This window comes from Kribbella sp. NPDC003557 (assembly GCF_040610805.1).
In the GTDB taxonomy this organism is placed as follows: domain Bacteria; phylum Actinomycetota; class Actinomycetes; order Propionibacteriales; family Kribbellaceae; genus Kribbella.
In genome coordinates this window covers 316,930-330,357 of the sequence record NZ_JBEXMY010000006.1, presented here as the reverse complement: position 1 = coordinate 330,357, position 13,428 = coordinate 316,930, and the positions used below count along the sequence as shown (strand labels likewise).

At 70.3% G+C, this 13,428-nt stretch carries 14 protein-coding genes and 1 pseudogene; 7 read left to right on the top strand and 8 right to left on the bottom strand.

What is annotated here, in order from left to right:
• Window positions 1–60: 60 nt before the first annotated feature.
• Entirely contained in the window at window positions 61–1,047 is a 987-nt protein-coding gene (locus ABZW60_RS26230; protein ID WP_355481061.1) for a saccharopine dehydrogenase NADP-binding domain-containing protein, read from the bottom strand.
• A 72-nt stretch (window positions 1,048–1,119) separates the two neighbouring features.
• On the opposite strand from ABZW60_RS26230, the gene ABZW60_RS26225 reads away from it, so the two are divergent.
• From ABZW60_RS26225 to ABZW60_RS26205, 5 genes are all read left to right on the top strand, one after another.
• Window positions 1,120–2,055: a helix-turn-helix domain-containing protein gene (locus tag ABZW60_RS26225; RefSeq protein ID WP_355481059.1), complete on the top strand. Its 936-nt coding sequence runs from the start codon at window positions 1,120–1,122 to the stop codon at window positions 2,053–2,055.
• An 11-nt stretch (window positions 2,056–2,066) separates the two neighbouring features.
• Entirely contained in the window at window positions 2,067–2,486 is a 420-nt protein-coding gene (locus ABZW60_RS26220; protein WP_355481057.1) for a VOC family protein, read from the top strand.
• Window positions 2,483–3,274 (top strand): alpha/beta hydrolase, encoded by a 792-nt coding sequence (locus ABZW60_RS26215; protein ID WP_355481055.1) that lies wholly within the window; start codon window positions 2,483–2,485, stop codon window positions 3,272–3,274. Before ABZW60_RS26220 ends, ABZW60_RS26215 begins: the two co-directional genes overlap by 4 nt.
• Before the next feature lie 3 nt (window positions 3,275–3,277).
• A complete protein-coding gene (locus ABZW60_RS26210) occupies window positions 3,278–4,153 on the top strand; it encodes an AraC family transcriptional regulator (protein WP_355481053.1) in 876 nt (291 codons plus the stop codon).
• 69 nt (window positions 4,154–4,222) lie between these two features.
• Window positions 4,223–4,984 (top strand): SDR family oxidoreductase, encoded by a 762-nt coding sequence (locus ABZW60_RS26205; RefSeq protein ID WP_355481051.1) that lies wholly within the window; start codon window positions 4,223–4,225, stop codon window positions 4,982–4,984.
• On the opposite strand, the gene ABZW60_RS26200 is transcribed toward ABZW60_RS26205, so the two are convergent.
• Window positions 4,985–5,785, bottom strand: coding sequence for a MerR family transcriptional regulator (locus ABZW60_RS26200; RefSeq protein WP_355481049.1), 801 nt, complete (start codon window positions 5,783–5,785; stop codon window positions 4,985–4,987).
• 115 nt (window positions 5,786–5,900) lie between these two features.
• Here ABZW60_RS26200 and ABZW60_RS26195 point away from each other — a divergent pair, with 115 nt between their 5' ends.
• Window positions 5,901–6,221 carry a nuclear transport factor 2 family protein gene (locus tag ABZW60_RS26195; RefSeq protein WP_355481048.1) on the top strand — a complete coding sequence of 107 codons (321 nt, stop codon included), beginning with the start codon at window positions 5,901–5,903 and terminating at the stop codon, window positions 6,219–6,221.
• Here ABZW60_RS26195 and ABZW60_RS26190 read toward each other — a convergent pair.
• From ABZW60_RS26190 to ABZW60_RS26180, 3 genes and pseudogenes are all read right to left on the bottom strand, one after another.
• A complete protein-coding gene (locus ABZW60_RS26190) occupies window positions 6,211–7,155 on the bottom strand; it encodes a small ribosomal subunit Rsm22 family protein (RefSeq protein WP_355481046.1) in 945 nt (314 codons plus the stop codon). The genes ABZW60_RS26195 and ABZW60_RS26190 overlap by 11 nt on opposite strands.
• Window positions 7,156–7,362: 207 nt before the next feature.
• A complete protein-coding gene (locus tag ABZW60_RS26185) occupies window positions 7,363–7,953 on the bottom strand; it encodes a VOC family protein (protein WP_355481044.1) in 591 nt (196 codons plus the stop codon).
• A 95-nt stretch (window positions 7,954–8,048) separates the two neighbouring features.
• A pseudogene (locus ABZW60_RS26180) lies at window positions 8,049–8,270 on the bottom strand (DinB family protein); the annotation flags it as partial.
• 454 nt (window positions 8,271–8,724) lie between these two features.
• On the opposite strand from ABZW60_RS26180, the gene ABZW60_RS26175 reads away from it, so the two are divergent.
• Complete coding sequence (locus tag ABZW60_RS26175) at window positions 8,725–10,689, top strand: translation factor GTPase family protein (RefSeq protein ID WP_355481042.1); 1,965 nt, start codon at window positions 8,725–8,727, stop codon at window positions 10,687–10,689.
• Here the strand turns inward: ABZW60_RS26175 and ABZW60_RS26170 are convergent.
• The 3 genes from ABZW60_RS26170 to ABZW60_RS26160 are packed head-to-tail and all read right to left on the bottom strand — an operon-like array spanning window position 10,646 to window position 13,381.
• A complete protein-coding gene (locus ABZW60_RS26170) occupies window positions 10,646–11,428 on the bottom strand; it encodes a putative protein N(5)-glutamine methyltransferase (protein ID WP_355481040.1) in 783 nt (260 codons plus the stop codon). The genes ABZW60_RS26175 and ABZW60_RS26170 overlap by 44 nt on opposite strands.
• A gap of 44 nt (window positions 11,429–11,472) precedes the next feature.
• Complete coding sequence (locus ABZW60_RS26165; RefSeq protein WP_355481039.1) at window positions 11,473–12,447, bottom strand: SDR family NAD(P)-dependent oxidoreductase; 975 nt, start codon at window positions 12,445–12,447, stop codon at window positions 11,473–11,475.
• A gap of 34 nt (window positions 12,448–12,481) precedes the next feature.
• Window positions 12,482–13,381, bottom strand: a complete 900-nt coding sequence (locus ABZW60_RS26160; RefSeq protein ID WP_355481038.1) for a LysR substrate-binding domain-containing protein — start codon at window positions 13,379–13,381, stop codon at window positions 12,482–12,484.
• Window positions 13,382–13,428 lie beyond the last annotated feature (47 nt).

Genomic DNA, 13,428 nt, shown 5'->3' with positions numbered 1-13,428 from the left:
GCGGGTCTCCAGCTGTGAGGCGGTCAGCAGGGGACCACCATTCTCCAGCAGGAAACCGATTTACGGCAGGTCGAGCGTCAGTGGTAAATCCTTGAGGAAGTCGACCGCGTCGAACATCGCGCCGGCCGACGCCACCCCGGTGGTCCGCGTCTCGCCGGCGAGGATCCGGCGGACCGCACCGACCGCCAGCGGCGCCGAGATCGCGTAGATGTCCTGACCGGTCGCCGTCGCCCGCCGCTCCTCGCCACCGGTCCGGACCCGGACATCCACGACGAACGTCTGGTCGGACCGGCCCTGCTCGTCGACGGCGGCCGGCGCCGGGGTCTCCGCGTTCGCCAGGTCACCGGCGGCCTCGAGCGTCATGTACGTACGAACCTCGGGTACGGCGACGTGGGTCGGGATCGTCACGACGTCGGCCATCGTGAACTCAGCGAGGACGCGGCGCCGGCCGAGCGGAGCCGGGAACGTCCAGTCCTGCTGGACCAGCTCGTCGTGGTGGTACTGCAGGCTGCCTCCGGCGAAGCGGACCCGCCGGCCGTTCCGCCGGTCGTGCGAGACCTGGCCCGCGGCGCGGGTGCCGGGCGTGGGGTGCCAGCTGCTGAGGCCGTACGCGACCTGCACCTCGTCGGCAGCTGTCAGCTCGCCGAGCGCCGCCGTCGTCAGCAGGTCGCCGAGTCCGCCGTAGAAGGCCATGGCCGGCACGACCGGGAGGTCGCTGTGCCTGGCGAAGGTCGACACGTTGGCCTCCAGTTCGGCCGCCACGTCGACGTACGGGATCCCGGCGCGCGCGGCGGCGTCGATGAGCGGGTCGGCGGTGGTGGCGAACGGGCCCGCGCAGTTGATGACGGCGGCCGCGTTCTTCAGGGCCCGGTCGAGGGCGTGCGGGTCGTCGACGGCTGCCGGGCGGAGGTCGAGGTCGCCCCACTGCGCCGCGAGTGCGGCCTGGTTGCGGCCCGAGACCGCGACGGGAAGGTGCTGCCGGACGAGTTCCTCGACGACGAAGCGGCCGGTGTGACCGGTGGCGCCGTACACCACGATTGCGTTCATGTGATCGAGTCTCGCCGGTCCGGGCCGGGTGGCGTGAGGGTCCGGAACGACACCATCCGTACACTTTCGGACATGCACACTGTCGCGCTCGCCACGGCCGGGCACCTGCTCCACTTCGAGCTCGGGATCGCGTACGAGATCTTCGGCAATCCGCCGGCCGGGTTCGACGAGTGGTACGACGTCCGGTTGTGCGGACCGGGTCCGGTCCAGGTCGGGCCGTTGGTGGTCGAGCCGACCGAGCCGCTGAACGCGATCGCGCGTGCGGACACCGTGCTGGTGCCGGCGCTCGCGGACGTCGACGAGCCGATGCCCGCCGAGCTGGTCGACGCGGTGCGTACGGCGTACGACGCGGGCGCGCGGATCGCGTCACTGTGCACCGGCGCCTTCGTGCTCGGTGCGGCCGGGGTGCTCGACGGACGGCGGGCAACGACGCACTGGGCGCACACCGACGTGCTGAGCGCGCGGTATCCGGAGGCTGTTGTCGATCCGGACGTGCTCTACACGGACAACGGCAACGTGCTGACCGCGGCGGGCAAGGCCGCGGCGGTCGACCTGTGCCTGCATCTCATCCACCTCGATCACGGCGCGACGATCGCCAACACGGTCGCCCGGCGTCTCGTCGTACCGCCGCACCGCGCCGGTGGGCAGGCTCAGTTCGTGTCGACGCCGGTGCAGGTCAAGGGTGAGCATTCACTCGCACAGTTGCTGGCCTGGGTGCAGGAGCGATTGGACGAGCCGTTGACCGTGACGGACCTGGCCAAGCGCGCCAACACCAGCCCTCGCCATCTCGGCCGCCAGTTCCGTGCCGTCACCGGCCAGACCCCGCTCCAGTGGCTCCTCACCCAACGCGTCCGCCGGGCCCAGCAACTCCTCGAGTCGACCGACGATGCCGTCGAGAAGATCGCGACCGCCACCGGCCTCGGCACCGCCACCACCTTGCGTCGGCATTTCCAGCGCGTCGTCGGCGTACCGCCGAACACGTACCGCCGCTCGTTCCGTAGCGCGTAGGCTCGGTCGGCATGGAGACCTACCCGCGGCGGATGCACACGGCGCTGGACGCAACAGATGCGCGCGGGCTCGCCGAGTTCTATCGCGTGCTGCTCGGCCTGCGGTACCGGCCGGGTGACGAGCCGCCCGCCGACGGTACGACCGATGACGCGGACTGGCTGGTGCTGGTCGACGACGAGGGCCGTCGTCAGCTCGCGGTCCAGCAGGTCGACGTACTGCCGGCGTCCACGTGGCCGGCGGCCGACGTTCCGATGCAGCTGCACATCGACTACGCCGTACCGTCGATCGACGAGTTGCACCGGCATCGGGGGCGGGCCGAGGAACTCGGTGCCAGGTTGTTGTACGACCGGTCCTCGGACAGCGGCGAGCCGCTCTATGTCCTGGCCGACCCGGCAGGACATCCTTTCTGTCTACTGGTGGGAGAACCGTGAGCAAGCAGACTGGATACGCCGACGTGAACGGCCTGCGGATGTACTACGAGGTGCACGGCGAGGGCGGCACACCGCTGCTGCTGTTGCACGGCGGGCTGTTCAACATCGACCTGCAGTTCGGTGAGCTGATCGACGGGCTGGCGGCCGGGCGGCAGGTGATCGCGACCGACTTCCAGGGCCACGGGTACACGAACGACATCGACCGCCCGCTGGGCACGGCCGAGCTGGCGTCCGACGTGGTGGGGCTGCTCGCGCGTCTCGACGTACCGAGGGTCGACCTGTTCGGGTTCAGCGTCGGCGGCGCGGTCGCTCTGTACCTCGCGATCGAGTATCCGGAGCTGGTCCGCAAGGCGGTCATCTCGTCGGTGTCGTTCGCCCCGTCCGGCGACCGCGAGGAGAACGCGGCCGCGGTCGGCTCGATGAAGGTGGAGATGATCGCCGGGACGCCGATGGAGGCCGACTACCTGGCGAAGTCGCCGCACCCGGACCACGACCACCTGCAGACGCTGCTCGACAAGCTCGGCAGCTACGACCGCGGCACCTCGGGCTGGTCCGACGACGACATCCGCGGCATCGAGGCGCCGACGCTGCTGACCTTCGGCGACGCCGACGCGGTGAAGCTCGAGCACGCCGTCCGCTTCCACCAGCTCCGCGGCGGCGACGTCAACGGCGACTTCGTGGGCCTTCCCGCCTCGCAGCTCGCGATCTTCCCCGGCACCACCCACTTCACCGGCCTCGCCCGCACTCCCCTGGTGCTGAACGCCGTCACCAGCTTCCTCGACGGCTGACCCATGGACGCGTTGGCCGAGTTGCGCCGGCTGATCGCCGGCGCCGCCGGGCGTGAGGGCGTCGTCGACGGTCTGCTGGTGTCGGTGGTGACAGCGCCGACGCCGCCCGCGGCGAGTCTGGCGTCGCCGACCTTCGCGTTGGTGGCGCAAGGACGCAAGCGGCTGGCGCTCGGGGAGCAGGTCTTCGAGTACGGCGCGGGCGATTACCTCGTCGTGTCCGTGGACCTACCGGTGACAGGGCACTTCGTCGAGGCGTCGCCGGACGCGCCGTGCCTCGGCGTCGGGCTGGAGCTTCGTCCCGAGACGATCGCGTCCCTCCTGCTCGACGCGGCGCAGAAACCGGGCGGGCCCGTCCGCGGCCTGAGCGTCGACCGTGCCTCGGCCGAGTTGGTCGATGCCGTCACCCGTCTCCTCCGCCTGGTCGACGAGCCCGACGACGCGCCCGTTCTGGCGCCGCTCGTCCAGCGCGAGATCCTGTGGCGTCTGCTCCGCAGTCCGCAGGGAGCCGCCGTCCGTGACATCGGCCTGGCCGACAGCAGCCTGTCGCACGTCGCGCGCGTGATCCGCTGGATCCGCGACCACTACACCGAGCCGTTCCGTGTCGAGGACCTCGCGGGGATGGCCGGCATGAGCCCGTCGGCCTTCCACCGGCATTTCCGGACCGTGACCGAGCTGACCCCGATCCAGTTCCAGAAGAAGATCCGCCTGCAGGAAGCACGGCTGCGCGTCGTCGGTCTCGGCGAGGACGTGACGAGCGCCGGGTACGCCGTCGGCTACGACAGCCCGTCCCAGTTCAGCCGCGAGTACCGGCGCGAGTTCGGGCGGCCGCCGAGCCGTGATCGAGCAGGATCAGGCAAGTCGTCGCCAGCATTGGTCTAACGCTTCCCCATCTCTGCAGCGTGTACTGGTCAGGTATCCGAACCTGACCAGTAGGAGTTGTGCACGATCATGCAGGTAGCTGTGATTACCGGCGGAAGTTCCGGCATCGGGCAGAGCGCGGCCTTCGAGCTCGCGAAACGCGGCGCGGCCGTGGTCCTCACGTACCGCGGCGGCCGCGACCGCGCGCAGGAGACGGTCGAGCGGATCGAGAAGGACGGCGGCACCGCGGTTGCGCTGCCGCTCGACGTCGCCCGGCCGCACACGTTCGACACGTTCCGCTCCGCGCTCACCGACGTACTCCGGGCCTGGGACCGAACGTCGTTCGACGTTCTGGTCAGCAACGCCGGCGTCGGGCAGCCGCCGGTGATGTTCGACGACACCACCGAGGAGCTGTTCGACCAGATGGTCGACGTCCACCTGAAGGGCCCGTACTTCCTCACCCAGACACTGCTGCCGTTGATCGCCGACCACGGCTCGATCGTGTTCACCACCAGTACATCGGCGCTCGAGTCGGCCCGCCCGACGCCCGGATACTCGGTCTACGCGAGCGTGAAGGGCGCGCAGATCGTCCTCACCCGCTACCTCGCCAAGGAGCTCAGCGCCCGTGGGATCCGCGTCAATGCCGTCGCCCCCGGCGTGACCCGGACTCGGTTGGGCGACGACGCGTTCGCGCAGCACCCCGAACTGATCCCGCCGATCGCCGAACGCACCGCCCTCGGCCGGATCGGCGAGTCCGACGACCTCGGCAAGGTCATCGCGTTCCTCGGCTCCCCCGACGCCGGCTGGATCACCGCCCAGACCGTCGAAGCGTCCGGCGGCTACGAGCTCTGATCAGCTGACCCGGAAGACAGGCCACGCGATCCCGGTGCGCCAGGTCGCCGGGTCGGGGTCGTCCCGCGGACCGACCGTGTATGTCTCCTGCACCGGGCCGGCCACGGCCAGCGCGTGCTCGTGCACCCAGGTCGCGAGCCGGCCGTAGGTGACGTCGATGTCGTCGTGCGATCCGTGGTGGACCGTGGCGGCGAGCTCGACGGCGGGCAGCTCGACCGGGTGCACCCGCCCGTACGACGGCGCGTCGGCCACGGGGTAGTAGACGAGGACCGTCCCGCGCCCCTCGGCGAACAATTCGTTGTCGTAGTGGCCGCCGGGCGGACCGAGGGGCTCGGCGACGGCGGCGTCGAGCTCGGCCATCGCACCGTCGTACCACTGCAGGACCCCGTCCAGGCTCAGCACATCGGTGATCCCGGCAACCAACCTGGCGGGCTCGGTGCGGAGCTCGACCTCGAGATCGCCCGAGGCGGGGCGGAGCAGCCGTTGCAGCGAGGTGACGGCCGCCCGGGTCCGCTCGAGGGTCTCCTGCAAGCGATCGAGATGGACGGCGACCAGATCCGCGCGCCGGTCCGGGTCGTCGGTCGCGATGATCTCGGCGACCTCGGCCAGCGGTACGTCGAGCTCGCGCAACCGGTGGATGACCTGCGCGGACGGGATCTGGTCGACGGTGTAGTACCGGTACCCACTGGACGCGTCGACCGTCGCCGGCTCGAGCAGCCCGCTCTCGTGGTACCGCCGCAGCGTGCGCACGCTCAGATGGGTCGCCCGCGCGAACTCGCCGATCGTCAACCCGCTTCGCACGTGCTTCAGCCTGCACCCTCCGCCGGGGAGAGAGTCAACTCCTTGCGTCTCCCCCGGCGGGAGACGCCAGCGTCGCCGGTATGAATCCCAGCGACCGCACCATCTGAGGAGCATCGTGCTACCCGACACCATCACCAAGTACCTGATCAGTCACGTCACCCGGAACGTGCCGGCGGCCATGCGCTGGTACGCCGACGACGCCGAGGTCAGCGACGACGGCAAGACCTACCGCGGCCGGGACGAGATCCGCGCCTGGCTGGCGAGTTCGGCGAGCGAATACAGCTACACGACCGAACTCACCAGCACCCGGCAGGTCGACGAGCGGACCTACGTCGCGACGCACCACCTGGAAGGCGACTTCCCCGGCGGAACCGTCGACCTCGACTTCACCTTCACCCTGATCGACGGGCGGATCACGCGGCTCGTCATCGCCTGAGCTCCGCACCCCAGGAGGCGTCCCGGGCGCTGCGGTACGACGGCGACGACTTCGGTACGACGACCCGCTCCGCCGTACCGTTCGCGGTGCAGAGGTCGAGGACTACCTGAGCCTTACGGCGGGTCGGCCGGGTCAGCACCCGCGCCGCCGCCGCGCGTGCCGCGTGCCGGGTCGCGACGACGTACGTGAACTTCTCGTCCTCGTAGTTGCGGGTGCCGTCCTTGAGGACGCGATGGAGTTCGGTCCGCGGCAGGCGCGCGGCGAAGTGACACCAGTCGATCGGGCACGGTCCCTGGTGCGGGCAGGGGGCCGCGATCGTGAACCCCTGACCGATCAGGAGGTCGCGAGCGGCGAGCGTACGGCGATGGCCGGCCGGGGTGCCGGGCTCGACCAGGACGATCGTGGTCGCACACCGCACGGCGGTCCGGATGAGGGCGTCGCGGTCGGCGAGCTCGTTGAGGACGTACCCGATGGTGACGAGATCCACCGGGCCGGGCGTCGTCCAGGTGCGAAGGTCTGCCGGTGTCCAGCGCCAGTTCGACGCGAAGTTGCCCTCGGCAAGTTGCTTGCCGAGGGCGATCGCGGCCGGTTGACGTTCGACGATCTCGGTGGTGATCGCGGGCCACAGCGAGGCGGCGGCCCAGGCGGCGGCGCCCGTCCCGCCGCCGAGATCCAGGTGCGTGGTGAAGGGCGCGTCGACGTGATGCTCGGCCGTCGACAACGCCGCGTGCAGCGCGCGGAAGGTGGCCGGCATGCGCACCACGGCGTACGCGAGGGCGTCGAGCGGGTCGCTCATCCCAGGGGTCGCGTCGTCGATCTGTTCGGTGCGGTAGCGCTGTGAGAGGGCGGCTACGCGGCGGCGTAGCTCGTGGTGCGGTACGCCGTCGGCGGCGCGGGCGAGGGCAGCATGAAGGTTGTTGTCCACGGAGGACATGCGGAAGCTCCGGTTCGATCGGCACGGAGTGCGCGGCTGCTTCAGCGCGCACGTGATCCGCGGCCAGATGCCGCGACGCACCGATCGGTCCGGAGAAGAGAGCTGTCAGCCTGTCAGCGGGCAGCAGAAGAGGAGGGATCGGCGCGGAACCGGATAACCTTCCTGGCCATCACACACCTCCTCGATTCAGCTCGACGATAGCAGAGCTCAGCGGCCCTCCGACGTGCACAAGCAGACCTTGTTGCCCTGCGGATCGGCCAGCACGATGAAGGCCGGCGCCTCCTCGTCGTACGCGACCGTGCCGCCGGCGGCGAGCGCCGCCTCGATCCGGCCGGGCACGACCTCGGGCGGCAACCACAGGTCGAGGTGGAACCGCTGGCGCGGCGGCTCGTGCGGCTTCGTGCCCTGGAACCAGAGGTTCGCCACCCGTCCCGTCGGATCGAAGATGTCGTTGCCGGTGAAGGATTCGGTGGTGCCGGTGAGCACCGCGGCCCAGAACGGACCCAGCTCGACCAGGTCCGCCGTGTCCAGCGCGATCTCGAGCTGCGACACCGCCGTCGGGTCGGGGGTCAGACCGTGCTCGGCCGCGATCGCGCTGATCCGCGCCGCGAGCTCCGCGTCCCTGGTCGCGACGTCCACGAACGACGCACCGAGCCGCACCTCGGGCACGACGTCCTGGCACGCCTCCCCCACCGCGGCCACGAACCGCGCACCGTCCACGTATGCGCCGACCAGGAACCTCGCATGAAACGCCTGCGCCAGCCGCCGCCAGTCCGCCAATTCAGTCTCGACCACCATGCCCCGAGGCTACGGCCCACCACCGACAGTTCGGGCTTGCAGTCAGGAGTCGTGTGCTCGTTCAGTTGCTTGTCGGTGAGATCGGCTAGCAGCGCCCGTACCGTCGTCACCCGGTCGTCGCGCACCGCGAGTACTTCGTCGAGCGACGGACGGACGCAGCGGTCCCGCGGTACCGGAGGCGTGTTGTGCATCTCGTCGTGCGGCAGGTCGAGCGGGTCCCACAGCTCGGCGATGCCGAGGACAGCACGCCGTACCCACGCGTCCGTCGCGAACGCGAGGTGCCGCAGGGTCTCGATGAACGACCACTCACCGTCCACCGACTCGCGCAGACTCCGGCGTCAGCGACGAACCGCAACCGCCGCGGACTCGCTGGACGAGTCCTACACTGTGGAGCCATCGCCGGCGCGCTGCTTCAGGGGAGGTCCGCAGGCGCCCGTGCGTTCTTCGAGAACCATCGGGCCGAGGTCGATCCGGCGACCAGGGATCTGATCCTGGAAGCCTTTACGGTCGAGTCCATCCACGGGGCCGGCGCAGCACGTCGCGTCCTTGCGCCGCTCGTCTGTCCGCCACCCGCTGAGGGCCGACGCTAGCCAGTATCCCGCCACCCCGCACCATGTAGGCCGCGGCTAAATAGTTTGTCCGCGAATGGGGCGGGTTGGTGTACTCGGGGCGTACCGGAGAACAGGTGTCACGTTAAGGAGTCCGTCATGCGACCTCGCTTCATGTCTGTCGCGGAGACCACTGACATCTGTTCAAAGGACATGAAGCTGCGTGGAAGTACTGAACCTTGGAATTCTGGCGCATGTTGACGCCGGGAAGACCAGCCTGACCGAGCGGCTGCTCTACGCCGCCGGTGTCATCGACGAGGTCGGCAGCGTCGACGACGGGAACACCCAGACCGACTCGCTCGCGCTCGAGCGGCAGCGCGGGATCACGATCAAGACGGCGGTCGCGTCGTTCGCGCTCGGTGATCTGACCGTCAACCTGATCGACACCCCGGGACACCCGGACTTCATCGCCGAGGTGGAGCGTGCGCTGAGCGTGCTCGACGGCGCGGTCCTGGTCGTCTCCGCCGTCGAAGGCGTCCAGGCGCAGACCCGCGTCCTCATGCGCACGCTGCAACGCCTGCGCATCCCGACGCTGATCTTCGTGAACAAGCTCGACCGGCCGGGCGCGCAGTACGACGGCGTCCTGCGACAGATCGCCACCAAGCTCACCGGTGAGATCGTCCCGATGGGAGAGGTGCCGAACCTCGGCACGCCCGACGCGACGTTCAAGCCGATCGTCCAGGAGGACACGCTCCTGGAGGTCCTCACCCACCAGGACGACGAGCTCCTCCAGCGGTACGTCGACAACGAGCCGCTGGCCCTGGACGAAGCACTCGCGGCGCAGACGCACCGGGCGCTCGTGCACCCGGTGTACTTCGGCTCGGCCATCACCGGCGCAGGCACCGAGGCGCTGACCGACGGGATCCGGGAACTGCTCCCCCGGGCCCGCACGACCGGCGAACCGCTCGACGGCACCGTGTTCAAGGTCGAGCGCGGGCCGGCCGGCGAGAAGATCGCCTACGTGCGGATGTTCTCGGGCACCGCCCACGTCCGCGAGCGCGTCCGGTACGGCGGCACGGACGGCAAGATCACCGCGCTCGAGGTGGTCGGCGAAGGCGCCGCGCAGGCGATCCACGCCGGCCGGATCGGTCGGTTCTGGGGACTGGCGGACATCCGGATCGGGGATGCCGTCACCGACGCGCGCGACATCATCGCCCCGGAGGGGCGGATCCGATCTACCTATGCGTTCGCCCCGCCGACCCTGGAGACGGTCATCACCCCGCGCAAGCCGTCCGACAAGGGCAACCTGCGCGTCGCGCTCACCCAGCTCGCCGAGCAGGATCCGCTGATCAACCTCCGCCAGGACGACCTGCGGCAGGAAACCTACGTCTCCCTGTACGGCGAGGTGCAGAAGGAGGTCATCGAATCCACGCTGGCCACCGACTTCGGCATCGACGTCGACTTCCGCGAGACGACCACGATCTGCATCGAGCGGGTCGCCGGGACCGGCGCGGCGGTCGAGTTCAACAAGAAGGACGCGAACCCGTTCCTGGCCACCGTCGGCCTCCGTGTCGAACCGGCGCCGGTGAACGCCGGCGTCAGCTTCGACCTGGAGGTCGAGCTGGGCTCGATGCCGTACGCGTTCATCAAGGCCGTCGAGGAGACCGTCCGCGAAACCCTGCACCAGGGCATCCACGGCTGGCAGATCCCGGACGCCAAGGTGGTGATGACGCACTCGGGATACTCCGCGCGCCAGAGTCATGCCCACGCCGTGTTCGACAAGAGCATGTCCAGCACCGCCGGCGACTTCCGGTTCCTCACGCCGCTGGTCCTGATGACCGCACTCCAGCAAGCCGGGACGACGGTGCAGGAGCCGATGCACCGCTTCCGGCTGGAGATCCCGACCGATACCACCCGCGCCGTACTGGCGGCGCTCGCCCGGCTGCGGGCGATCCCGCAGGTGCCGGCGCTGGCCGCGGAAACCTCGACCCTGGAGGGAGAAATCCCCGCGGCCGCGGTGTACGAACTCGAGCAGCAGCTCCCCGCCCTCACCCGCGGCGAGGGCGTCCTGGAGTCGGCGTTCGAGCGGTACCAGCCGGTGACCGGCCGCATCCCGGACCGGCCGCGCACCGATCACGACCCGCTCAACCGGCGGGAGTACCTCCTGCATGTCCAGCGGCGGGTCTGATCCCGTGCACGACGTTGGCGCCGAGGTCGTCATCCACGACGACCTCGGCCACCAGCCCGGCCGCGACCATCACCGCCCGCGCCACCGGTGCCTGCTGATCACTGGTCTCGACGAACAGATGCCCACCGGGCGACAACCAGTCCGCGGCACCCGCAGCCACCCGGCGCAGCGTCGCCAGCCCGTCTGGTCCACCGTCCAGCGTGACCCGCGGCTCGTACAGCCGGGCCTCGGGCGGCAGCAACCGGATCTCGTCCGTCGGCACGTACGGGACATTCGCCAGCAGTACGTCGATGTGTCCGCGCAACCGCGACGGCAACGCCTCGAACAGGTCGCCCTGATAGACGGACCCCTGCCACGGCAGCAGGTTCTGCCGAGCACACCGCACGGCGGCCGGCTCGATGTCGGCCGCGTACAACGACACGTCACGCTCGGCCGCGACCGCGGCGCCCAACGCGCCGGCGCCGCAGCACAGGTCCACCACGACCGACCCCGCGACGGTGACCCGCAATGCCTCGCCGACCAGGAACTCGGTACGGCGACGCGGGATGAACACCCCGGGATCGACCGCGATCCGCAACCCGCGGAACGACGCCCAGCCGACGACGTACTCCAACGGCTGCCCGGCGACCCGCTGGTCGACCATCGCCGCCAGCTCGGCCGCGTCCCGCGCGGTCCCGGCGATCAGCGCCGCCTCGTCCTCGGCGAACACGCACCCGGACGCCCGCAGCCGCTCGACCACGGCGCCGAGCTCAACACCAGAAGGGGAAACAGACACGGGGCAGGCTACCCGAAAGCGTTGACCCCGGTGAGACCTGCTGAGACCGTCCAGAGCCGCTCCGCCGACCGCAGGTCGATCGCGTACGGCCGTACGCCCGGGGTGTCGTCGGTCGACACCTCCGCGACCTCGCAGTCCTCGAGAAACACACCGCCGAGCCCGTCGAGCTGGGGCGACGTCGCCGCCCAGACCTGCGTCGCGGCGCCCTGCTCCGGGGACTTGAAGCCGGCGCCGACCGGGTTGCCGTCCTCGTCGATCCAGCCGTAGCCGACCATCTCCTCGCGGGTCAGGTGCCGCTGCAGCGGCGTCAGGATCCCGCCCGGATGCAGCGCGAACGCCCGCACGCCGGAATCCTTGCCGAGAGCATCGAGCTGGACGGCGAACAGCACGTTCGCGGTCTTCGCCTGCCCGTACGCCTCCCACTTGTCGTACCCGAGCCGGAACTCCAGGTCGTCCCAGCGGATGTCCGACCGCCGGTGCCCGGTCGACGACACCGACACGACCCGGCCGCCGCCGTCCGCCGCGATCGCCGGCCACAACCGGTTCACCAGCGCGAAGTGCCCGAGGTGGTTGGTTGCGAACTGCGCCTCCCAGCCCGGACCGACGCGGGTCTCCGGGCTGGCCATGATCGCCGCGTTGTCGATCACGATGTCGACCGGCCGGCCCGAGGCCAGGAACCGCCCGGCGAACGCCTCGACACTGTCCAGCGACCCGAGGTCCAGCTCGTCGACCTCGACCCGATCCCCGAGGGCCGCGCCGCCGGGGGCCGGGTCGCCGAGGATCTCGCGGGCCGCGTCCGGACGGCGCGCCGGCACCACGACGTGCGCGCCCGCGCGGGCGAGCGCCTTGGTGGTCTCCAGCCCGAGACCGGAATATCCACCGGTGACGATCGCCAGCTTGCCGGTCAGGTCGATCCCGGCAAGGACGTCGTCCGCGGTGCTGTCGTGCCCGAAACCCGAGCCGATCTTGTGTTGTGCACTCATACGGTCGAGCCTATGAATTAGAGCTCGCTCTAGGTCAAGTGCCGAGCTGCGGGTCCGCCCGCAGCGACTCGGCCAGCCGCTGCAGCGCCGGGTTCGGGTTGTCCGGGCTCCAGCAGGCGTGCAACGTCACCGAATGTGCGTCGGCCGCGTCCAGCTCCCGGTACCGGACCCCTTCGACGCCCATCGCCATGATCGAGCGCGGGATCAGCGCGCACCCCAGGCCGGCCCGCACCAGGGCGAGCATCGTCGGCACCTGCGACGCCAGTTGGCTCACGGCGTACCGGTCCATCCCGATCATCGCCGCACAGATGTCGTGCAGGTACTGCGATCCCTCCGGGCTGTAGCCGATGTAGTCGTCGGTCGCGTCCACCAACGACACCGGACCGTCGCCGACGGCCAGCGGATGCGCGGCCGGTACGGCGAGCACCAGGTCCTCGGAGTGCACCAGCAGCGATTCGAACCGCTCCGGGATCGGCGGCCGCACCAGCCCGAGGTCGATCTCGAGGTTCGCGAGCGCCTCGAACTGCGCCGGACTCACCAGCTCGGTCAGCTCCGCCGTCACCCCCGGCGTCCGCTTCCCGACCATGGTCAGGAAGTCGGCGAGGACGGCGTACGCGCCGATCGCCGTGAACGCGAGCCGCAACGTCCCCGTGGTGCCGTCGGCGGCCCGTCGCGTCGCCCCGGGCGCGACCTCCAGCAGCGCCAGCACCCGGCGGGCGTGCTCGAGGAAGACTCCCCCGGCCGCGGTCAGGCGGACGCCGCGGCCGGTGCGGTCGAACAGCCGCACGTCGAGGGTGCGTTCCAGGCCCTGGATCTGCCGGGTCAGCGGCGGCTGGGTCAGGTTGAGGCGCTGCGCCGCGCGGCCGTAGTGCAACTCCTCGGCGACCGCGACGAACCCGCGGAGTTGTTGCAGCGACAAGTCCATGGCCGCCATGCAAGCACGGTATCGGTCCATACGTAAATGGGTTTGGACCTGCATAA

Excerpts from the sequence above, each read along its gene's own strand:
- ABZW60_RS26185 (WP_355481044.1), bottom strand. The coding sequence starts at position 7,953 with ATGGTGGTCGAGACTGAATTGGCGGACTGGCGGCGGCTGGCGCAGGCG.
- ABZW60_RS26225 (WP_355481059.1), top strand. The coding sequence starts at position 1,120 with ATGCACACTGTCGCGCTCGCCACGGCCGGGCACCTGCTCCACTTCGAG.
- ABZW60_RS26205 (WP_355481051.1), top strand. The coding sequence starts at position 4,223 with ATGCAGGTAGCTGTGATTACCGGCGGAAGTTCCGGCATCGGGCAGAGC.
- ABZW60_RS26190 (WP_355481046.1), bottom strand. The coding sequence starts at position 7,155 with ATGTCCTCCGTGGACAACAACCTTCATGCTGCCCTCGCCCGCGCCGCC.
- ABZW60_RS26210 (WP_355481053.1), top strand. The coding sequence starts at position 3,278 with ATGGACGCGTTGGCCGAGTTGCGCCGGCTGATCGCCGGCGCCGCCGGG.
- ABZW60_RS26220 (WP_355481057.1), top strand. The coding sequence starts at position 2,067 with ATGGAGACCTACCCGCGGCGGATGCACACGGCGCTGGACGCAACAGAT.
- ABZW60_RS26230 (WP_355481061.1), bottom strand. The coding sequence starts at position 1,047 with ATGAACGCAATCGTGGTGTACGGCGCCACCGGTCACACCGGCCGCTTC.
- ABZW60_RS26165 (WP_355481039.1), bottom strand. The coding sequence starts at position 12,447 with ATGAGTGCACAACACAAGATCGGCTCGGGTTTCGGGCACGACAGCACC.
- ABZW60_RS26160 (WP_355481038.1), bottom strand. The coding sequence starts at position 13,381 with ATGGCGGCCATGGACTTGTCGCTGCAACAACTCCGCGGGTTCGTCGCG.